Origin of the sequence: Pantoea sp. DY-15 (assembly GCF_019795935.1) — a bacterium.
Classification (GTDB): Bacteria; Pseudomonadota; Gammaproteobacteria; order Enterobacterales; family Enterobacteriaceae; genus Pantoea; species Pantoea leporis.
The window spans coordinates 136,423-158,187 of sequence record NZ_JAIMIF010000008.1; the positions used below are offsets into that span (position 1 = coordinate 136,423).

17 protein-coding genes are annotated in these 21,765 nt (G+C 56.5%); 6 read left to right on the forward strand and 11 right to left on the reverse strand.

Translation table 11 applies throughout. From position 1 onward, the window contains the following. On the forward strand, nt 1-2,055 hold the full coding sequence (gene malQ, locus K5Y32_RS23355) for a 4-alpha-glucanotransferase (protein WP_192414816.1): 2,055 nt from the start codon (nt 1-3) through the stop codon (nt 2,053-2,055). A gap of 39 nt (nt 2,056-2,094) precedes the next feature. On the opposite strand, the gene nfuA is transcribed toward malQ, so the two are convergent. Both nfuA and gntX read right to left on the reverse strand, forming a co-directional pair. Continuing rightward, nucleotides 2,095-2,670 carry a Fe-S biogenesis protein NfuA gene (gene nfuA, locus K5Y32_RS23360; RefSeq protein ID WP_064741235.1) on the reverse strand — a complete coding sequence of 192 codons (576 nt, stop codon included), beginning with the start codon at nt 2,668-2,670 and terminating at the stop codon, nt 2,095-2,097. Nucleotides 2,671-2,728: 58 nt separating this feature from the next. After that, entirely contained in the window at nt 2,729-3,406 is a 678-nt protein-coding gene (gntX, locus tag K5Y32_RS23365; RefSeq protein ID WP_222186023.1) for a DNA utilization protein GntX, read from the reverse strand. 35 nt (nt 3,407-3,441) lie between these two features. On the opposite strand from gntX, the gene bioH reads away from it, so the two are divergent. Further along, nucleotides 3,442-4,212, forward strand: coding sequence for a pimeloyl-ACP methyl ester esterase BioH (bioH, locus tag K5Y32_RS23370; RefSeq protein WP_222186024.1), 771 nt, complete (start codon nt 3,442-3,444; stop codon nt 4,210-4,212). Here the strand turns inward: bioH and K5Y32_RS23375 are convergent. Both K5Y32_RS23375 and K5Y32_RS23380 read right to left on the reverse strand, forming a co-directional pair. Further along, the gene (locus tag K5Y32_RS23375; RefSeq protein ID WP_222186025.1) at nt 4,196-5,881 is read right to left on the reverse strand and encodes an alpha-amylase family glycosyl hydrolase; all 1,686 of its coding nucleotides are present in this window, start codon (nt 5,879-5,881) and stop codon (nt 4,196-4,198) included. The two genes, bioH and K5Y32_RS23375, sit on opposite strands and share 17 nt — an antisense overlap. A gap of 113 nt (nt 5,882-5,994) precedes the next feature. Beyond that, nucleotides 5,995-8,322, reverse strand: coding sequence for a Tex family protein (locus tag K5Y32_RS23380; protein WP_110867721.1), 2,328 nt, complete (start codon nt 8,320-8,322; stop codon nt 5,995-5,997). Nucleotides 8,323-8,514: 192 nt separating this feature from the next. On the opposite strand from K5Y32_RS23380, the gene greB reads away from it, so the two are divergent. After that, nucleotides 8,515-9,003, forward strand: a complete 489-nt coding sequence (gene greB, locus K5Y32_RS23385) for a transcription elongation factor GreB (RefSeq protein ID WP_101762682.1) — start codon at nt 8,515-8,517, stop codon at nt 9,001-9,003. Between the two features lie 55 nt (nt 9,004-9,058). Here greB and yjbE read toward each other — a convergent pair whose 3' ends face one another. After that, entirely contained in the window at nt 9,059-9,301 is a 243-nt protein-coding gene (yjbE, locus tag K5Y32_RS23390) for an exopolysaccharide production protein YjbE (protein WP_222186026.1), read from the reverse strand. A 500-nt stretch (nt 9,302-9,801) separates the two neighbouring features. Here yjbE and ompR point away from each other — a divergent pair, with 500 nt between their 5' ends. Together ompR and envZ are read left to right on the forward strand one after the other, a co-directional pair. Next, nucleotides 9,802-10,521, forward strand: a complete 720-nt coding sequence (gene ompR / locus K5Y32_RS23395) for a two-component system response regulator OmpR (RefSeq protein WP_001157751.1) — start codon at nt 9,802-9,804, stop codon at nt 10,519-10,521. After that, nucleotides 10,518-11,882 (forward strand): two-component system sensor histidine kinase EnvZ, encoded by a 1,365-nt coding sequence (gene envZ, locus K5Y32_RS23400; RefSeq protein ID WP_176972648.1) that lies wholly within the window; start codon nt 10,518-10,520, stop codon nt 11,880-11,882. The genes ompR and envZ overlap by 4 nt, the downstream gene beginning before the upstream one ends. Before the next feature lie 106 nt (nt 11,883-11,988). Here envZ and pckA read toward each other — a convergent pair whose 3' ends face one another. From pckA to K5Y32_RS23425, 5 genes are all read right to left on the reverse strand, one after another. Next, the gene (gene pckA, locus K5Y32_RS23405; protein ID WP_101762679.1) at nt 11,989-13,608 is read right to left on the reverse strand and encodes a phosphoenolpyruvate carboxykinase (ATP); all 1,620 of its coding nucleotides are present in this window, start codon (nt 13,606-13,608) and stop codon (nt 11,989-11,991) included. A gap of 274 nt (nt 13,609-13,882) precedes the next feature. Further along, the gene (gene hslO, locus K5Y32_RS23410; RefSeq protein WP_192414824.1) at nt 13,883-14,755 is read right to left on the reverse strand and encodes an Hsp33 family molecular chaperone HslO; all 873 of its coding nucleotides are present in this window, start codon (nt 14,753-14,755) and stop codon (nt 13,883-13,885) included. 24 nt (nt 14,756-14,779) lie between these two features. Further along, nucleotides 14,780-15,181 (reverse strand): ribosome-associated heat shock protein Hsp15, encoded by a 402-nt coding sequence (gene hslR, locus K5Y32_RS23415; protein ID WP_101762677.1) that lies wholly within the window; start codon nt 15,179-15,181, stop codon nt 14,780-14,782. Nucleotides 15,182-15,199: 18 nt separating this feature from the next. Next, the gene (gene yrfG, locus K5Y32_RS23420) at nt 15,200-15,868 is read right to left on the reverse strand and encodes a GMP/IMP nucleotidase (RefSeq protein WP_222186027.1); all 669 of its coding nucleotides are present in this window, start codon (nt 15,866-15,868) and stop codon (nt 15,200-15,202) included. 53 nt (nt 15,869-15,921) lie between these two features. Next, the gene (locus tag K5Y32_RS23425) at nt 15,922-18,063 is read right to left on the reverse strand and encodes an intracellular growth attenuator family protein (protein ID WP_222186028.1); all 2,142 of its coding nucleotides are present in this window, start codon (nt 18,061-18,063) and stop codon (nt 15,922-15,924) included. A gap of 397 nt (nt 18,064-18,460) precedes the next feature. On the opposite strand from K5Y32_RS23425, the gene nudE reads away from it, so the two are divergent. Then, nucleotides 18,461-19,027: an ADP compounds hydrolase NudE gene (gene nudE / locus K5Y32_RS23430; RefSeq protein ID WP_101762674.1), complete on the forward strand. Its 567-nt coding sequence runs from the start codon at nt 18,461-18,463 to the stop codon at nt 19,025-19,027. Nucleotides 19,028-19,078: 51 nt separating this feature from the next. Here nudE and mrcA read toward each other — a convergent pair whose 3' ends face one another. Next, on the reverse strand, nt 19,079-21,619 hold the full coding sequence (gene mrcA / locus K5Y32_RS23435) for a peptidoglycan glycosyltransferase/peptidoglycan DD-transpeptidase MrcA (protein ID WP_110867624.1): 2,541 nt from the start codon (nt 21,617-21,619) through the stop codon (nt 19,079-19,081). Nucleotides 21,620-21,765: the final 146 nt, after the last annotated feature.

Sequence of the window (21,765 nt, forward strand, 5' to 3'; positions counted from 1 at the left end):
ATGACGCTCAACAAGCTGGACCAGGCGACACAGGATGCCGGCATTTCGCTGCGCTTTATTAACGCGCACGGCGAGCCGGAAACCATCAGCGATGAGACCAAACGCGCGTTGCTGGCAGTCATGGAAACGCCTACCGGTAAAGCGCCACCGCTGCCGCCGGTGCAGGTATTTGCCGCTCGCAGCAAGCGCCAACTGACGCCACAAGGCAGCGGCACTTTTTCCTGGCAGCTACAAACCGAACAGGGCAAAAGCTTCAGCGGCGAAGTGCAGGGCGGAGAACCGCTCACACTGCCGCCACGTCTGTCACAAGGTTATCACCAGCTCACGCTGCGCAAAGGTCGCCAGCAGTGGCAAACGCGCATCATCATTGCGCCACGCCGCTGTTTTATCCCGGCATCAGTCGAGCAAGGAGAGAAACTGTGGGGCGCGTTAGTACAGCTTTACACGCTGCGATCGGATGACAATTGGGGCATCGGTGACTTCGGCGATTTGGCGCAAATGCTGGAGAACGTTGCCAATAATGGCGGTGACTTCGTTGGCCTTAATCCTTTGCATGCGCTTTATCCTGCACAGCCAGAACATGCCAGTCCTTACAGCCCAACCTCACGTCGCTGGCTCAACGTGCTGTATATCGACGTTAATCGGCTGGAGGATTTTCAGCGTAGCGAGGCAGCGCAGCGTTGGTGGCAAAGGGCGAAAACACGCAAAGCGCTGGATCAGGCGCGCGCGGCTGAGTTTGTCGATTACAGCGCGGTGGCCAAACTGAAATTGGCCGCGCTGCGCTTTGCCTGGCAACGCTTTCAGCCGCGCGCCGCTGAAGATGCCGGATTCCAGCAATTTATCGTTGAGGGCGGCGACCATCTGCGTTATCAGGCGGCGTTTGATGGCATTCTCGCCGAACGCAGCCAGCAGCATCCTGATGAATGGGGTTGGACCAACTGGCCGGAAGGCTGGCGCAACGCTTTGCTGCCGGAGGTGCAGCAATGGTGTGCGGAACACGAAGAGGAGATTCAGTTCTGGAGTTGGTTGCAGTGGGTGGCGCAAGAGCAGTTTGCCATCTGCTGTCAAATTAGCCAGCAGCTTGGCATGGAAGTGGGATTATATCGCGACTTAGCGGTCGGCGTAGCGCAGGGCAGCGCGGAAACCTGGCAGGATCCGGAACTGTATAAACTCGGCGCTTCCGTCGGTGCGCCGCCGGATCGCCTCGGTCCGCAGGGGCAAAACTGGTGTTTGCCGCCGCTCGATCCACATGTGATGCGCGCGCGCGGCTATCAGCCTTTTATTGATCTGCTGCGCGCCAATATGCGTGACTGCGGTGCTTTGCGTATCGATCACGTGATGGCGCTGCTGCGCTTGTGGTGGATTCCCTACGGCGAAAGCGCGGATAAAGGTGCTTACGTGGCCTATCCGGTTGAGGATCTGCTAGCGATCCTTGCGCTGGAGAGTCAGCGCCATCGCTGCATGGTCATTGGCGAAGATCTCGGCACGGTGCCAAAAGAGATCGTCAGCCTGCTGCGCAAAAGCGGCATTTTCTCGTGGAAAGTGTTGTTCTTCGAGCAGCACGGCGATGGCAGCTATCGTCAGCCGCAAGAGTATCCCGTGCAGTCGATTGCCAGCGCCAGTACCCATGATTTGCCGACGTTGGCGGGATTCTGGAGATATGAGGATCTTTTTCTGGGTCACAAACTGGGCTTGTACCAGGAGAGCGTATACATGTCATTGCTAAGGCAAAGGGATAAACAAAAACAGGCGCTATTGGATGCGCTGCATCAGATGAATACATTGCCTGCGCGCCACGGTACCGTTGCCAGCCGATTGTCCTTCACACCGATGCTCAATCGCGGCTTCCACCGCTATCTGGCGCGCACTAACAGCGCATTGCTGGGGCTGCAACCTGAAGACTGGCTTGCTATGACTTCACCGGTCAACGTGCCGGGTACGGTAGATGAATATCCAAACTGGCGGCGCAAGTTAAGCGTCACAATCGAAAAGATGTTTAGAGGAAACGTGCCGGGCTTATTGAATGCGGTGAATACCGGGCGCAGAAAGCGTTAAAGAACGCGCGGCAGCGTCGGGTCGCTGCCGCGTGCTTAATCAGTAGTACGAGTGTTCGCCGCGCTGGTGCTCGGTCAAATCGCGCACGCCTTTCAGCTCAGGGAAGGCTGCCAGCAGCTCTTTCTCGATGCCATCTTTCAGCGTTACGTCGATCATCGAACAACCGTTACAGCCGCCGCCGAATTGCAGAATGGCGATGCCGTCATCGGTGATTTCCATCAGCGATACGCGACCGCCGTGGCCAGCCAGCTGCGGGTTGATCTGCGCTTGCAGCAGATATTCCACGCGTTCCACCATCGGCGCATCGTCAGAGACTTTACGCATTTTGGCGTTTGGCGCTTTCAGCGTCAGCTGCGAACCGAGGTTGTCGGTAACAAAGTCGATTTCCGCGTCATCGAGGTACGGTGCGCTCAGCTCATCAACAAAGGCTGACAGTTTTTCGAACTTAAATTCGGTATCAGTCGCTTCTACTGCATCGGGTGGGCAGTAAGAAACACCGCATTCTGCGGTTGGCGTACCCGGATTAATGACGAATACGCGAATCTGAGTGCCATCTTCTTGTTTGGACAGCAATTTTGAGAAGTGCTCTTGCGCAGCATCAGTAATAACGATCATGGCGATTGCTCAATAGTTGACTAATTTACTTGGTTATAATACGCCCAACACCGACGCTCTACAAGGTACGGCACAGGCAACCAATGTGTACGCTGGCCGCGCCTTGCGCCAGCAGGATGCGGCTAATTTCCGCCACGGTACTTCCGGTCGTCACAACATCGTCGATAAGCAGGATATGGCGTCCGCGCACCGGCATTTCAAGGCGAAACGCGCCGCGCAGGTTCTTTTTGCGCGCGCTGGCGCTCAATGAATGCTGAACCGCGCCCTGTCGCACACGCTTTACCCCTTCGCGATATTCACAGCCCAGCCAGCGAGCCAGCGGTTTTGCCAGTAGCGCCGCCTGATTATAGCCGCGTTGCCAGGCGCGCCAGCGATGCAGCGGTACGCTCAGCACCAAATCTATACGCGGCAGCCAGTAATCACGACGCATTGTTAATAATTTTAACAAAATCAGCCGCGCCAGCATCACCCTGAGTGCGGTTACGCGAGAAAACTTCAGCTGCTGCACCCAATCGCTGAGCGGCGGCAGGTAATCGCTGACGCAGCTCAGGCTCTGCCACGGCGGCGGGCGGCGCAGGCAGCGCCCGCAGGGCTGCATTCCACTGGCCGGTAAACCGCAGCACGGACAGAGTTCCGGCAGGCGCGGAATTTGCTGCACGCAGCGGCTGCACAAACCATGGCTGGCAATCTGTAGCGGCAGGCGGCATAGCCAACACAGGGCCGGGATTGGTAGCATAGCGACCTCCTTTTCACTTTTCCGGAGTGTAACCGATGAGTTCGCTTTACTGGCACATCACAGGCACGGGCGATCGCGATCTTGTGCTGCTGCACGGCTGGGGTTTGAACGCCGAAGTGTGGCAAAACATCGTTCCGCGACTCAGCTCGCATTTTCGCCTGCATCTGGTGGATCTGCCGGGCTTTGGCCGCAGCCAGGGTTTTGCGCCGCTGACCTTAGCGGAAATGGCGCAACAGTTGTTGCCGCAGTTACCCGAACGCGCAGTGCTGCTCGGCTGGTCGCTGGGTGGATTAGTTGCTAGCCAGCTGGCATTAACCCAGCCGGAGCGCGTTGCAGCGCTGATCACCGTCGCCTCATCGCCGTGTTTTACCGCGCGTGATCAATGGCCGGGCATCAAGCCGGAAACGCTGCAAAATTTTCAGCAGCAGCTGAGCACGGATTTCCAGCGCACCGTGGAGCGCTTTCTGGCGCTGCAAACCATGGGCACAGAGAACGCGCGACAGGATGCACGTCAGTTGAAAGAGGTGGTGTTATCGCAGCCGATGCCGTCGGTTGCGGTGCTGGAAGGGGGATTAGAGATTTTGCGTCAGGACGATTTGCGTGCCGCGCTCGACGATCTGCCGCTGCCGTTTCTGCGTATTTACGGTTATCTCGATGGGCTGGTGCCGCGTCGTATCGCAGAAGAACTGGATGCACGCTGGCCAGCTTCACCCTCAGTGGTGATGGAGAAAGCGGCGCATGCGCCTTTCATTTCCCACCCGGATGAATTTACGCAGCTAATCATCAAGTTTACCGCAGCCACATAAACTGCCACGCAGCCAGCGTTAACGGCTGGTTGCCATCCAGCTTCTCACCGCTAATCACATCCTGCATATGCCGCGCCAGCGGTAACTGCGTCGTCACCTCATGATGGCTGAGATTAAACACACACAGCAACCCCTCATCGCTATCCGGCTGATGGCGACGCAACACCAGCAGGCTATTTTCGCTTTCCAGCAGCGTCATCGGGTTATCGGGATGAAACGCGGGTTGCCGCGTGCGCAATTGAATCAGCGCGCTCAGGCGTTCATACACCTGTTGGCGCAGCGGGTTGCCGCCGCTGATCCACTGTTCCATTTCACGCAGGCTGTACTTCTCCCGGTTGATGGCACGGTTGTGACCGGCGGCGCGCACGCCTTCGTTATCGTTGCGCGAACCGAGGATGCTCTGAATGTAGATCGCCGGTACGCCGGGAAAAGACAGCAGAATCGCGTGCGCCAGCAGGAAGCGGCGCAAACGCGTGTCATCGTCGTCGTCCTGCTGATTGAGCGCATCGAAATAGGTGACATTGATTTCGTAAGGGCTGGTGGTGCCATCGGCATTGTTCTTGTAGGAGACCAGCGCGCCTTCCAGCGCCAAATCACGAACCAGCGCCACAATCTCCACTTCCGACAAAATGCCGCGCGCCGGATTGAGTCCAATGCCGTCGTGCGAGGCGAGAAAGTTAAAGAAAGTGGTGGTGCCGCCGCCTAAATCCAGCGTGCTGGCCCACTGGCGCAGCGCACGCGCCGATCCGGAATGAATGGCGTGCAGCACCAGCGGCGGCAGCGAAAACTGATATACCATTTGCGCTTCATCTTTGCCGTTGCCGAAATAGCTGATGTTGTCTTTGTGCGGCACGTTGGTTTCGGTGACGATCACCGTACCGGGCGCCACTTCATTAGCGATGGCGCGAAACAGCTTCACCAGCTGATGCGTTTTCGGCAGGTGAATGCAGTTGGTGCCCGGCGTTTTCCACATGTAGCCTACCGCGTCGAGCCGCACATAATCCGCGCCTTTGTTCAGGTAGTCGAGCAGCACATCGACCATGCGAATCAGCACTTCTGGATTGCCAAAGTTGAGGTCGATTTGGTCGGCGCTGAAGGTAGTCCAGATATAGCGCGTCTCGCCGTCGGCCATCGCAAACGGCGTGAGCAGCGGCGAGGTGCGAGGACGCGTCACCGCGCTGAGATCGGTAGCCGGCGGCATGCTGATAAAGAAATCATCCCAACCAGGATCCTGCGCCAGAAAGTGTTGAAACCAGCGGCTGTGCGCCGACATATGGTTGCAGACAAAATCAAACATCAGCCGCGTTTCGCTGTGCAGCGCGCTGATGTGCTGCCAGTCGCCGCAGATCGGATTGACCTGGTGATAGTCGATAACCGAGAAGCCATCGTCGGAAGAGTAGGGAAAGAACGGCAACAGATGCACCAGACTGAAAGTGGATTGCAGATGCTGCTGATAAAAACGCGAGAAGCTGGCAAGGGTTGGCTGTTCAGGTTCGCGGAACTGATCGGCATAGGTAATCAGCACCACATCTTTCTCATCCCAGTGCGCCTTGCGCGGCAGTTTTACCGTATCGCGCGCGGCACGAATGTGTGAAAGCAGGCGTTCACGCGCCGCGATCGGAAAGCTGCCGTGATAAATCTCATCGATTAAGGCGTTGATAATATCCATGGATCGCTGGGCCACGCGGAAGGTTATTTTTTCAGCGTAGTTGGATGAGGAGATTTATCAAGCTGATACGCGCGGAGACCAGGGTTTCTCCGCGCGTTATTTACGGCAGGAACTTAGCGTTTTTTACCGAATGCCGCGGCGAGCGCATCGCCCATCGCGCTGTTGCCGGCAGACGAGCTGGCTGGTTTGCCGCGACCTTTGTTATTGGCCGCCGGGCGGGCGTTTTCTTTGCCTGCGCTGCGGTTGCTGCCGCGGGCATTGCTTTCACCAGGCTGCTCGTCCAGACGCATGGTGAGCGCAATACGCTTACGCTGCATATCCACTTCCATCACCTTCACTTTGACGATATCGCCGGCTTTCACCACCTGATGGGGATCTTCAACGAACTTGTCGGAAAGGGAAGAGATGTGCACCAAACCATCCTGATGCACGCCGATATCGACGAAAGCACCGAAGTTGGTGACGTTGGTGACGGCGCCTTCCAGCACCATGCCCGGCAGCAGATCGTTGAGCGTTTCCACGCCTTCAGCAAATTGCGCGGTTTTAAACTCCGGACGTGGATCGCGGCCCGGTTTTTCCAGCTCTTTGATGATGTCTGTGACCGTTGGCAAGCCGAAGCGCTCATCGGTGAAGTCGCGGGCATTCAGATCGCGCAGACCGCCAGCATTGCCCATTAGCTCATTCAGCGCCTGCTCGGTGGCGGCCAGAATGCGCTCGACCAGCGGATAGGCTTCCGGGTGCACAGTTGAGGCATCCAGCGGGTTATCGCCGTGGTTGATGCGCAGGAAGCCCGCGCACTGCTCAAAGGCTTTCGGCCCGAGGCGGCTCACCTTTAGCAGTTGCTGACGATTCTGGAAGCGGCCATTTTCATCGCGCCAGCTAACAATATTCTGCGCCATCATGCGGGTTAAACCGGCCACGCGGGTCAGTAGCGCCACAGACGCGGTGTTGAGATCGACACCCACGGCGTTTACGCAGTCTTCCACTACCGCATCCAGCTTCTTCGCCAGCTGGCTTTGGCTGACGTCGTGCTGATATTGGCCTACGCCGATCGATTTCGGATCGATCTTCACTAGCTCGGCGAGCGGGTCCTGCAGGCGACGCGCGATGGAAACCGCGCCACGGATGGAAACGTCGAGATCCGGGAACTCCAGCGCCGCCAGCTCAGAGGCGGAATAGACCGATGCACCGGCTTCACTGACGATCACTTTCTGCGCGTTGATTTGCGGGAACTGCTTCTGCACGTCGAGGAAGAAGCGCTCGGTTTCGCGCGAGGCGGTACCGTTACCAATCGCCACCAGTTCAACCTGATGTTTGGCGCACAGCGCCGCCACAGCCGTGGCCGCTTTCGCCGCCTGGCCGGTGTGCGGATAAATGGTATCAGTGGCGACCAGCTTGCCGGTGGCATCTACCACCGCAACTTTCACGCCGGTACGTAAGCCTGGATCGAGGCCCATGGTGGCGCGCATGCCCGCAGGCGCGGCCATCAGCAGATCGTGCAGGTTACGGGCAAATACGTTGATGGCTTCATCTTCGGCGCGTTCACGAAGGGTGCCCATCAATTCAGTTTCGAGGTGCAGCAGCACTTTGATGCGCCAGGTCCAGCTCACCACCGCTTTACGCCAGCTATCCGCTGGCGCGTTATTCAGGCGCAGCTTGAGGTGTTCGGCGATCAGCGTTTCGCCATAGCTTTCACGCGGGGCTTCATCGAACTGCGGATCGGCATTCAGCGACAGCTGCAGCACGCCTTCATTGCGGCCGCGGAACATCGCCAGCGCACGGTGCGACGGTACGCCGCTCAGCGCTTCGTGGTGATCGAAGTAGTCGCGGAATTTTGCGCCTTCTTCCTCTTTACCTTCCACCACGCGCGAAACCACATGCGCGTTCTTCCACAGATATTCACGCACTTTCGCCAGCAGCGTCGCGTCTTCGGCAAAGCGCTCCATCAGGATGTAGCGTGCGCCATCCAGCGCAGCGCGCACGTCGGCGACACCTTTGTCGGCATCAACGTAGCTGGCGGCCAGCTGCTCGGGATCCTGCGATGGGTCCTGCCACAGCGTATCGGCCAGCGGTTCCAGACCGGCTTCAATAGCGATCTGTCCGCGCGTGCGACGCTTCTGTTTGTACGGCAGGTAAAGGTCTTCCAGCTCGGTTTTGTTCAGCGTGCTGTTGATGGCGGTGGCGAGTTCAGGCGTGAGTTTGCCCTGTTCGTCGATGGATTTCAGAATCGACTGGCGACGATCGTCCAGCTCGCGCAGGTAACTCAGACGGCTCTCCAGCAAACGCAGCTGGGTGTCGTCGAGTCCGCCGGTCACTTCCTTACGATAACGTGCGATAAACGGCACGGTGTTCCCTTCATCAAGTAAGCGAACGGCAGCATCAACCTGGTCGGCGCGTGCCTTCAGCTCACCTGCGATAATCTGGCTCAGTGAATCTTTCATCATCATTAACAATGCTTACACAGGGTTGGAAATAGCGGACAGTTATACGGAATGAGGCCGAAAATTGCCAGCCGGTGGCCCGTGAATCCGTCTTTTTCTGAATGCAGCGCGCGCAATCTTGCTGATGGTCAATCGGTCGCTTATTGTTAGCCTCTTTGCTGCGAAGAACCGCCGTCACCACGAGTTGAAGTCATGAAAACCCAACTGATTACCCGCGAAGGCTATAACAAGCTGCGTGCCGAACACGACCATTTGTGGAACGAAAAGCGTCCGGAAGTCACCAAAATTGTCTCATGGGCGGCTAGCCTCGGCGATCGTTCGGAAAACGCCGATTACACCTACAACAAGCGTCTGCTGCGCCAGATCGATCGCCGCGTGCGCTATCTGCGCAAATGCCTCGCCGATCTGAAAATTGTTGATTACGCGCCGCAGCAAGAGGGCAAAGTGTTTTTCGGTGCCTGGGTGCAAGTTGAGAATGAGCAGGGCGATGTGAAGCGTTTCCGCATTGTTGGCCCGGATGAAATTTATGGCGAGACGATGAAAGAGTACATCTCGATCGACTCGCCGATGGCGCGCGCGCTGATCAAGAAAGAAGTGGATGACGAAGTGGTGGTCAACACGCCGGAAGGGCAGAAGTTGTGGTTTGTGAACAGCATCGATTATGTGAAAGAGACGCCGTAGCGGGTCGCCTCTGTTTAGCGTGAAACGGTCGCCATGAATGGCGACCCTACGGGCGTTATTTGCCTGGCGTGGTCGCGGTGGTGGTTGATGTGCTGCTGCCACCTTTGTCGCCGCCGCCCATAGTAGCCAGCGCCACGCCTAGCAGTGCGCCTATTGCGCCAACACCGATCGCGTCTGAGTTACCTTTTGCCGTGGTGGATGCCTGCGCGCCCGCCGCTTCGCCGGCGCTGGTGGCCGCCTGAACCTGAGTGACGCTGGTCAGTGCCAGAGCGCTCAGCAGAATTACGGTTTTTTTCATCTTTTTCTCTCCACATGAACTCAGTAACCGCAGTGTCAGAGATCGCGTGGTGAGAAGAAAGGGCTGTTTATTGCCTGATTTATCAGCCTTTATTTAATGCTGGCCTTGTTTGTTTTCGTCGTGGAATTGTTCCGAGAGCAGTTGCGTGGCCGAAAGCGAAATCACGGGATTTTATACTGCCCATCACGCACTGAAAGCATATTCCCCACCGCCTCCTTAAGCCAAATTGCGCTGCGCGCCGTTCTGCGCGTGAAAATTTCTGTCATGAACCAGTAACAGAAAGAAAACGCGCCAAATTTTCAGATAAGCGCTAAGCGGCTTGAAAGCACAGATAAAAAACGCGAAGCGAAGCGCATTTCAGGGCTAAAAATAAATATAAGCTGCTGTTTAATATGCTTTGTAACAATTTCGGCTAGAATATAAACCATTAATGACTGTCACACTGAGGCCTCTTTTTTTAACAATATTGGCTCAGGCAATGGCGCCTTTGGGAGTTGAACATGCAAGAGAACTACAAAATTCTGGTCGTCGATGATGATATGCGTTTGCGTGCGTTGCTGGAGCGCTATCTCACCGAGCAGGGCTTTCAGGTGCGTAGCGTTGCCAACGCCGAGCAAATGGATCGACTGTTAACCCGCGAATCCTTCCACTTGATGGTGCTCGACTTGATGTTGCCGGGCGAAGATGGTTTGTCTATCTGCCGCCGTTTGCGCAGTCAAAGCAACCCGATGCCGATCATCATGGTCACCGCGAAAGGCGAAGAAGTGGATCGTATCGTCGGTCTGGAAATCGGTGCGGATGACTACATTCCAAAACCGTTTAACCCGCGCGAGCTGCTAGCGCGTATTCGTGCCGTACTGCGTCGTCAGGCCAATGAACTGCCAGGCGCGCCTTCGCAGGAAGAAGCGGTTATCGCTTTCGGTAAGTTCAAGCTAAACCTCGGCACCCGCGAGATGTTCCGTGAAGATGAGCCGATGCCGCTGACCAGCGGTGAGTTTGCCGTGCTGAAAGCGCTGGTGAGCCATCCGCGTGAGCCGCTGTCACGCGATAAGCTGATGAACCTGGCGCGTGGCCGTGAATACAGCGCCATGGAACGCTCCATCGACGTGCAGATTTCGCGTCTGCGCCGCATGGTGGAAGAAGATCCGGCGCACCCACGTTACATTCAGACCGTTTGGGGTCTTGGCTACGTATTCGTTCCGGACGGCAGCAAAGCATGAGGCGATTGCGCTTCTCACCCCGCAGTTCGTTTGCCCGCACCTTGTTATTGATTGTTACCTTGCTGTTCGTCAGCTTGGTAACAACCTATTTAGTGGTGCTCAATTTCGCCATTCTTCCCAGCTTGCAGCAGTTCAATAAGGTCCTCGCGTACGAAGTGCGTATGTTGATGACCGATCGGCTGCAGCTGGAAGATGGAACTCAGTTGGAAGTGCCACCGGCCTTCCGACGCGAAATTTATCGTGAGCTGGGCATCTCGTTGTATACCAACGCGGCGGCGGAAGAGAGCGGTTTGCGCTGGGCGCAACATTACGAATTCCTCAGTGAGCAGATGGGCCAGCAGCTGGGCGGTCCTACCGATGTCCGTGTCGAGGTGAATAAAAACTCGCCGGTGGTGTGGCTGAAAACCTGGCTGTCGCCGGATATCTGGGTGCGCGTGCCGCTCACCGAAATCCATCAGGGCGACTTCTCACCGCTGTTCCGCTACACGCTGGCGATTATGCTGCTGGCGATTGGCGGTGCCTGGCTGTTTATCCGCATCCAGAACCGACCCCTGGTGGATCTGGAGCATGCGGCGTTGCAGGTCGGTAAAGGCATCATTCCACCGCCGCTGCGTGAATACGGCGCGTCGGAAGTGCGTTCGGTGACGCGGGCGTTTAACCAAATGGCGGCCGGTGTGAAGCAGTTGGCCGACGATCGTACCTTGTTAATGGCGGGTGTCAGCCACGATTTGCGTACGCCGCTGACGCGCATTCGTCTCGCTACTGAGATGATGGGCGAGCAGGATGGTTATCTGGCGGAGTCTATCAACAAAGATATCGAAGAGTGCAACGCGATTATCGAGCAGTTCATCGACTATCTGCGTACCGGTCAGGAGATGCAGACCGAGCGTGCCGACCTCAACAGCGTGCTGGGCGAAGTGGTGGCGGCAGAGAGCGGCTACGAGCGCGAGATTGAGAACGCGGTGATGTCCGAGGATTTGATGCTGGATATCAACCCGCTGTCGATCAAGCGCGCGCTGGCGAATCTGGTGGTCAACGCGGCGCGTTATGGCAATGGATGGATTAAGGTCAGCAGCGGCAAGGAGCTGAACCGCGCGTGGTTCCAGGTGGAAGATGATGGTCCGGGTATCAAGCCGGATCAGCTACAGCATCTGTTCCAGCCGTTTGTGCGCGGCGACAGCGCGCGCAGTACCAGCGGCACCGGTCTCGGTTTGGCGATTGTGCAGCGTATTATCGATGCGCATGAAGGCTCGCTGGAGATTGGTGACAGCGACCGGGGCGGATTGCGGATTCGCGCGTGGTTGCCGATTCCGGAAGGCAGCGGCAGTACGGCGGTGGTGAGTATTAATCACAGCGCGTGATTACTGGCTTTATTGCGGTTGATAACCAGGTGGGCATAAATGCCCACCTTACAAATGTTAGGTGCGGTTTTGTAGGGTGGGCATAAATGCCCACCTGATTATCACATCACAACTGCGGACCCGCCTGCACTAGCGCTTTACCCGCATCGTTATCGGTATATTTCTCAAAGTTAGTAATAAAGCGCTGCGCCAGATCCTGCGCGGCTTGCTGCCAGGCCGCTTCTGTCGGCCAGCTGCGGCGCGGATCGAGAATCGCGCTATCCACCTGCGGCAGAACTTTAGGCATCTGCAGGTTGAACACCGGCAAGGTGTCAGTCTCAACCTCATCCAGCTCACCGGCCAGAATCGCGTTGATGATGGCGCGCGTGTCTTTCAACGAAATGCGCTTGCCGCTGCCGTTCCAGCCGGTATTCACCAGATACGCCTGCGCACCTGCCGCTTCCATGCGCTTCACCAGCACGTCGGAATATTGCGTTGGGTGCAGCGTCAGGAACGCCGCGCCAAAGCAGGCAGAGAAGGTGGGCGTTGGCTGCGTGACGCCGCGCTCGGTGCCGGCCAGTTTGGCGGTAAAGCCAGACAGGAAATGGTATTGCGTCTGTTCCGGTGTCAAGCGTGAAACCGGCGGCAGCACGCCAAAAGCATCGGCGGTAAGGAAAATCACCCGCTTCGCATGGCCCGCTTTCGACACCGGCTGCACGATGTTCTCGATATGCTCGATCGGATAAGAGACGCGGGTGTTCTCGGTCTTGCTGCCGTCGGCGTAATCCACGCTGCCATCGGCGCGCACCACCACATTTTCCAGCAGCGCATTGCGGCGAATCGCACGGTAGATCTCCGGCTCCGCCTGCTCAGACAGATTGATGGTTTTGGCGTAGCAGCCGCCTTCAAAATTGAACACGCCGTCGTCATCCCAGCCGTGTTCGTCATCGCCAATCAGCTGGCGATCCGGATCGGTGGACAACGTGGTTTTACCGGTGCCGGACAGGCCGAAGAACACCGCCACATCGCCCGCTTTGCCGACATTAGCCGAACAGTGCATTGAAGCGATGCCTTTCAGCGGCAGCAGGTAGTTCATGATGGCGAACAGCCCTTTCTTCATCTCGCCGCCGTACCAGGTGCCGCCAATCAGCTGCATGCGCTCGGTCAGGTTGAAGGCGACGAAGTTCTCGGAGTGCAGACCTTGCGCCTGCCAGTCTGGATTGGTGCACTGCGCGGCGTTCATCACCACGAAATCCGGTTTGAAGTCAGCCAGTTCGGCTTCGCTCGGACGGATAAACATGTTTTTGACGAAGTGCGCCTGCCAGGCCACTTCCATCACGAAGCGCACGCTGAGGCGCGTGTCGGGATTGGCACCGCAGAACGCATCGATCACAAACAAACGTTTGCCGGAAAGCTGCTGGGTGCAGCGATCTTTCAACGCCTGCCAGGTTTCCTGTGACAGCGGCTGGTTATCATTTTTGCCGTTGCCGACATCGTTCCACCACAGCGTGTCGCGCGTGGTGTCATCCCGAACGATGTACTTATCTTTTGGCGAGCGACCCGTGAAGATGCCGGTATCCACGGCAATAGCACCGCTCTGCGTCAGAATGCCTCGCGCATAACCTTCCAGCTCTGGGCGAGTTTCTTCCTGAAACAGGGTGTCGAAATCAGGGTTGTACACCACTTCGGTGGTGCCACTGATGCCCATAGAGGCGAGGTCTTGCGATGTCAGGCCGTTAACGCGCATGTGACTGCTCCTTTAATCGGTATCTGTTACTGCATATTTTTTATGGGGTGATTCTGCCGCCTGCCTGCATAGCCACGCAGGGCAGATCGCGCGCAGTGTACTCTTCTGAGCACAGCGGAAAAGAGAAGATAGTCAGAAATGCGAGCTGGAACGTGACAAGTAGAGAAATCTGCCACTTATGAAACTAAAGTCAGCGTTATTTAGCTAATAACCGTGATAAATGATAGGGATACGTTCAGCAGGAATGCGGGCGGATGAACCGCCCGGCAGGTAATTAATGCACGTGATCGCTGTTGTTGGTTGGCGCGTTACGAATGGCGGCAATATCCACCGCATCAAACACGTAATGCGATCCGCAATAGTCGCAATTCATATCGATTTCGCCATCCTCTGCGAGGATTTCGTCCACTTCCTCAACCGGCAGCGTGCTCAGCACTTCACCGCAGCGCTCGCGTGAACAGGTGCACTTAAAGCTGACTGGCGACGGATCGAACACGGTGGCTTCTTCCTGATGATACAGGCGCCACAGCACGTCGGTGGCGGGCAGCTCAATCAGCTCTTCGCTCTTCACGGTTTCGGTCAGCGTGGCGAGGTGATTGAAATCATCCAGGCTCGGCTCTTGCGCTGGCAGCACCTGCAGCAGAATGCCGGCTGCGCCTTTGTCGCTGGTGCGGATAAACAGGCGCGTTGGCAACTGCTCAGAACGCATGAAGTAATCTTCCAGACAACCCGCCAGCGTATCCGCTTCCAGGCCAACCACGCCCTGATAGCGCTCGCCTTTCTCTGGCGAAATGGTGATCACCAGATAGCCGTTGCCGACCATCTCTTTCAGGCTGCTGCCGGGTGCGATCTCCGCGTCTTCTTGCACGCGCGCCACGCCACGCAACTCCTGACGGTTGTTACCGTTGATCACCGCCAGCGTCAGCGGACCGTCGCCCTGTAACTGCACCGTGATATCACCGTCAAACTTCAGCGTTGCCGTTAGCAGGCTGGTGGCTACCAGCAGCTCGCCCAGCAAGGTTTTTACCGGCTCAACGTAGTGGTGATTTTCGACGATTTCACGCCAGGTTTCGCTCACATTGACCAGCTCGCCGCGCACGGCGACGTTTTCGAACAGGTAACGGTGCAGTTGATCGTTTGCAGACATAGTGTTTCTCTCGTTGGGGGCGCGTTATTTATCACCCGACAATTTAAATTTCATCAGATCGCGGCGCTCTTTCTTATCCGGGCGGCGATCGGGGTGCGGCATGGTTAAGGCATTCATCTTGCGTGCCAGCGCGGTTTTCTCGCGCTTGTCGATGCTGGCGGCGGTTTCGGCATACAGCGCCTGAGCTTCGCTGGCCGGACGACGCTGATCGGTCACGGCGGTGATCACCACGGTGCGCTCGTCGTTGCCCTGACGCAGCGTCAGTTCGGCATTGAGCTCCACCAGTTTGCTCGGCTTGCTGCGCTGACCGTTGTAATGCACTTTGCCGCCTTCGACCATTTCGCGTGCCAGCGCACGCGTTTTGTAGAAGCGTGCGGCCCACAGCCATTTGTCGAGGCGCACGCCTTCGCTCACTTTCTCTTTCATGGTATTGCGGCTCCTGCTTTAACGCAGCGTCTCACACAATTGGCGATAATCGCGTACCGCCGGATGACGCTGGAAAGATTGATCGGGCCGACCGGAATCCGGATTGCTGACGCCTAAGCACCAGCGGATGCCCCAGCGTGTTGCTGCATCCAGAATCGCTTCGCTGTCATCAATGAATAGCGTGCGCGCGCTGTCAAACGCAGTGTGTTGCTGAACGGCTTGCCAGAGACGCGGATCCTCTTTCGGATATCCAAAGGTATGGGTGGAAAGTAATAAATCAAGGTGGGCAGCTAATCCGGTCTGCTCCAGTTTCACATCCAGATTGTAAGGATGCGCATTGGTCAACAGAATCGTGCGCTTACCTGCGGCACGCAGCGCCTGCAATAGTGGCAGCGTATCTTCACGCATTGCCGCGCGGTGGCGCTTCTCCCACGTCATGGCGCGAATATCCAGCGCCAGTTCCTGCGACCAGTAATCGAGACAATACCAGTTTAGCGTATGCACCACGGCCTGGTATTTCTGCTCAATCAGCAGATGCGCTTCGCACAGCGTGATGGCGCGTTCGCGGCTCAGGGTTTCCGGAACGTGTTCCAGCCAGAAGTGGCGATCAAAGGCGAGATCGAGCAAGGTGCCGTCCATATCCAGCAGCACGGTATCAATCTCTGACCAGTTAAGCGTAACCTGCATTGTCTTTCTCGCCGCAAAAAAGTGGGCGACAGGGTAGCACAGAAGGAGAGGGCTCAGAACAGTGAGCGCACGCTCTGCATAGTGTTCAGATTGTGGTTGAAGCACTTATCGTAATACTGCTGAATTTCCGCCATGCGCAGGCGATTGCGATGAATACGACGCAGCGCCAGCAAGCCGTTGATCAGCGCGCTGGCAATCAGCACCAGCATCAACAGCGTCGTACCCAAATAGCGCCATTGCGCCATGGCATCCGGCTCGTTATGCAGCGCGATATGGCGTGTGCCGTTGGCATCGGTGGTAATACTGGTGATGATGCCGCTGGCGGCGAATGGCGTATGCAGCAGCATGCCGGACATGCGTTGCAGTTCGCGCCATTGCGAAGGCGCATCAAGATCGAACAGCGGTACCGACGGCTGCGGCTGCATCACCATCTGACGACCTTCATCACTGACAATCAGGAAGCCGCCCGGCGGTGGACTATTGAGGTTTTCAGCCGCACGACGCGTTTCACGCGCGAAGAAGCTGGAGGTGGCGGTGTTCACCAGATTTTCCAGCGCTTCGGCACTCACCGGACGCAGCAGGACGTTCATGCCATTCAGCTTGCCAGAATCCGCACGGTGAATCAGTGAATCCCAATCTTTGGCGTTGCCGAGATTCACCAGCGCATTTTTCAGGCGTACGCAATCCTGCTGCTGGCTGCACAGATCCTGGGTTTTCAGCACCAAATCCGAGAAGTCATCCAGCAGAATCATGCCCGATTTCTGAATCGCCGAGGCGAGCTGCGGGTTGAGTTTGGGATCGGTATTGGTTTCCGGATGCAGCTGGCGCGTGGTGGTATCGAGCAGCGCCGAGGCTTTATCGATGATCTCCGATTGCGGCTGTGGCAGCGGCGCGGCGTTATTCCAGTAAATCGCCGAGCAGTCGAACGGCATGTAGGCGTAGCTGCGATTGCTTTGATAATTGCCCGGTACCGAACACATGCCGGTGCCGCCCACTTTCAAAATGTCGCCGATGTGCAGCGGCAGCGCATTCAGCTTATCCACGCTATTCACTTCAATGCTCTCGGTGCCTTTCACCCATGCAAGGCTGAGTTTGATCGGCATGCTGAGAGGAATCCAGGTGAATAGCATGACCAGCACCAGCAGCGAGCCGCACGCCAGCACCAGATTTTTACGCCAGCGCTGCACCGGGAAGTTACGCACTTCGTCCTGCAGCGACAGGAAGCGACCCTGACGCACTACCTGACGATTGAGGTACATATCGACGTCGGTAGTTTGGCCTAAATCGTGCGCCACATACGGCTGCCAGTGCGCGGGATAGATTAAATCAATAATGCCCAGCGAGATGTTGCTCTGCTCCTGATTGGATTCACCAAACAGACCCCAGCGCTTGGGCGCACCGCGCAGGCAGTGCACATCGCGCAAACCTTTGGCGCCAGGGAAGCGATAGAGGAACCACAGGCTAACGGCGATCATCAGGCAGCCGAGCAGCGCAATCCAGCCCATCAGGCTGCCGGGCAGCACCAGACTCAGGAAGAACAGCAGGAAAGCGAAACAGATGGCGACCGCTTCACGCGTGCCGTCGGCGCGAGACAGCTGATACTCTTCTGAGGTCTCTTTGCGTACCTGCAGCAGCTCAACATTCTCGCTCTCTTCTTTACGAATCGACGCGTTGGTGGACATCGGACGCACCAGTGGCGGCAGCGCCGGTTGTTCCACCGCGTAATTCACCAGCGAATGTCCGTTAAGCGAAATCACCAGCGGCAGCGTTTGCGTGCGGATCAGCTCTACGTGGTTCTCTTCGGCTATGTACTGTTCCCAAAGCGGCGGAAGATGCACTTCGACTTCATCGAGATAGTAGCGCCACTTCTGCGGATCGTCGGTGGAGAGGCCATAGCGGGTGATGGAGCGGGTGACAGGATAAACATTGTTGCTTTGCGCGGTGAGCGTCAGCGCTTGAGGTTCGCGCGGCTTCTTTGCGGATCGCGCGCTGCTGTGTTGCTGCTGTTTCACCAGTAGCGCGATGTACTTTTCAACGGCAGCGCGTTCATCGTCGGTGAGTTTACGATTAGGCGGACTGATAAACGGCAGTGGTTTCGCCAACGGCGGACGATGCCGCATAGCGAACCAATAGCCGATACCTGCTAATAAGGAACAGGCGAGCATGACAGCCAGAATGACAATATAAGTGCTCATGCTTTGCTCAATCCAGCCAAAAAACTGCCTTCACGTTAACGAATTACTCCCGGTGAATCCATCAATACAAGTCAATTTTGGCGAGCAGATGTCATTCTGACAAGGGAAAAGTCAGATAAAATAACGCGCAAAATCATTTAATTATAGTTTGTTAGATCATTCCTTAACGGGATGTTAACCAGACATGACTCAACTAAATATCGGTATTTTCTGAATTTAACCCCACACCGTTGACTTATTGTGAATTTTTAACTGCATAGATAACAAGAAGTTGTTAGCAGCCATAAGTGAATGTATGTCACCATAGTTTACTTACGCTGCGTGTCGCACAATAGTTCTGGCTTCGGTATGCTGGCGTCATCACGTTTCACAGGGTTGTGCTAAGTTTGAGGCTGATATGAAAACCCCAATGAAAAAACCTGACATCCTCAATGTGGCAGCGGTGGCCCGCTCCCGCCTGTTCACCATCGAAGCGGTCGATCTCGCTTTCAGTAATGGCGCGCGCCGCGTTTATGAGCGCATGAAACCTTCCGACCGTGAAGCGGTGATGATTGTGCCGATTATTGGCGATGACGTGATCCTGATTCAGGAGTATGCCGTCGGTCTGGAAAGCTATGAACTGGGCTTTCCTAAAGGGCTAATCGATCCTGGCGAAAGCGCCTTTGAAGCCGCCGATCGTGAACTGAAAGAAGAAGCGGGATTTGGTGCCACCAAACTGGAAGCGCTGGGCAAGCTGACCATGGCGCCCTCATATTTCTCCAGCAAGATGAACATCGTGGTGGCGGAAGGTTTGTACGAAGAGAAGCTGGAAGGTGATGAGCCGGAGCCGCTAATTGTCCATCGCTGGCCGCTAAATAATCTGCTGGCGCTGCTGGATGAACCCGACTTCCGCGAAGCGCGTAACGTCAGCGCGCTGTTTATGGTGCGTGAGTGGCTGGTGAAGCAGGGCCGTTTAAGCTACTAAATTGCATCATCATTAAAAAAAGAAAGCCGGCGCATTTGCCGGCTTTTTTGATCAGAACAGTTCGTGGCTTTCGCCGTTGTCCATGAGGGTGGTGCCGACATCATGCACCGAATACTCAGTCGGCTGGGTGCCGTTGATGAAGTACTCCTGACGCGAGTTACCGCCGTTAGCCAACTTGCCGGTGCCGCGATCGATGTTAACGGTAACCACGCCATCTGGCGGTGTTAGCGGCTGTACCGGCACGCCTTCCAGCGCGGATTTCATATAGTCATCCCACGCTGGCTGTGCACTCTTCGCGCCGCCTTCGTAACCGGAGATTTGATCCGGTATCGCGCCTGACATGGTGGAGCGACCCAACGCGCGCGAATCATCGAAACCAATCCACACCGACGTCACCACGCCCGGACCATAACCAGAGAACCACGCATCTTTCGAGCTGTTGGTGGTACCGGTTTTGCCGCCGATATCGTTACGCTTCAGGTCACGACCGGCACGCCAGCCCGTTCCCATCCAGCCCGGCTCGCCGAAGATGTTGGTGTTCAGCGCGCTCTTGATCAGGAATGACAGCGGCGTGTTGATCACATGCGGAGCATACTGTTGCTCGCCACCCGGCTGTGCAGGCACTTGCTCCAGCTCCGGTTGCGGCACGGTTTGGTTCTGCGATTGATCGGAGGTCGCGACATTCTCGACGCTCTCTTCATTCAACGCGACCGACTTTTTGGTATCGCCATAGATCACCGGCAGGTTGCACTGCGGACAGGCAATCTTCGGTTTCTCTTCGAAGATCACGCCGCCTTGTTCATTCTCAATCTTCGCGATGAAGTACGGATCAACCAGGAAGCCGCCGTTCGCCATCACCGCGTAGCCGCGTACTACCTGCATTGGGGTAAAGGACGCCGCGCCTAACGCTAACGATTCGGTATGCACGATGTTCTGCGCCGGGAAGCCGAAACGCTGCAGATATTCCGCCGCGTAATCAACGCCCATCGCACGCATCGCACGTACCATCACCACGTTTTTCGACTCGCCTAAGCCCTGACGCAAACGGATTGGACCTGCATACGTTGGCGGTGAGTTCTTCGGACGCCAGTCAGCACCCGCACCGGCATCCCAGCGCGAAATCGGCACGTCATTGAGAATCGATGCCAGCGTTAAACCGCGATCCATCGCTGCGGTATACAGGAAGGGTTTGATGTTGGAACCCACCTGACGCAGCGCCTGGGTTGCGCGGTTGAACATGCTCTGGTTGAAGTCGAAACCGCCGACCAGCGCGCGAACCGCACCATCTTCTGGATTGAGTGACACCAGCGCCGAGTTCACCGCCGGAACCTGGCCGAGCCACCAGTCGTCATTCACTTTACGCACCCAAATCTGCTGGCCGGTTTGCAGCACCTGCGTCACGCTGCGCGGCGTTGGGCCTTGCAGCGTGTCAGATTTGTAAGCGCGCGCCCAGCGTACGCCGGCCATATTCAGCGTGACGCTGCTGCCATCTTTCAGCATCGCCGTGGCGTGATCGGCGCTGGCGCTGGTGATCACCGCTGCATTCAGCGGTCCGTAAGTTGGCAGATTTTTCAGCGCATTCTGGATGCGGGTTTGATCCCAGCTCGCTTCGCCCACTTTCCACAGCACATTGGTCGGACCGCGATAGCCGTGGCGCATGTCATACGCCATCACATTGTTACGCACCGCCTGCTGCGCGGCTTCCTGCAGATGGCGGGTGACGGTGGTGTAAACCTTGTAACCATCTTCATAGGCTTTATCGCCATAACGCTTCACCATCTCCTGACGCACCATTTCACTTAAGTAAGGTGCAGAGAAGGCGATTTCCGGGCCGTGATAGCTGGCCGTCAGCGGCGAGTTACGCGCTTCGTTATATTGCTGCTGCGTGATGTAGTTTTGATCCAGCATACGCGCCAGCACCACATTACGACGCGCCAGCGCACGCGTATGAGAATAGAGCGGGTTGAACGTCGAAGGTGCTTTTGGCAACCCGGCAATCATCGCCATTTCACTCAGCGACAGTTGATCAATAGGTTTACCAAAGTAGACCTGCGCCGCCGCGCCCACGCCGTACGCGCGATAGCCGAGATAAATCTTGTTGAGATAGAGCTCAAGGATTTCATCTTTGCTCAGCAGCTGTTCGATACGGATCGCGAGGAACGCTTCCTTAATCTTACGCATCAAGGTGCGTTCCGGGCTGAGGAAGAAGTTACGCGCCAGCTGTTGAGTAATGGTACTGGCGCCCTGCGAGGCGTGGCCGGACATCAGCGCAATGCTGGCTGCACGGAAAATCCCCACCGGATCGACACCGTGATGCTCGTAGAAACGGCTATCTTCGGTGGCAATAAACGCTTTGATTAACTCAGGCGGCATCTGTTGTAGGGTCAGCGGGACACGGCGCTTCTCGCCGTACTGGGCGATCAGATCGCCATCCGCGCTGTAAACCTGCATAGGCGTTTGCAGGCGCACATCTTTCAATGTGTTCACATCAGGCAGCTGCGGCTCTATGTATTTGTACAAACCATAAACCGTGCCGGCTCCCAGCAAAATGCAACACACTGCAAGGATCAATAAATACTTTACGAACTTCACCTGAGAATTCCCATCTGTTGTCGTTTGAGCAGTTTATAAGCAACCGCGCGGTAGTATAAAGACAAGCCTGACGCATTCATATACCTGTCAGGCTTGAAGTTGCCGGGGTATCAGCACTCTGACCTTTTAATGATAAGGAGATCGCG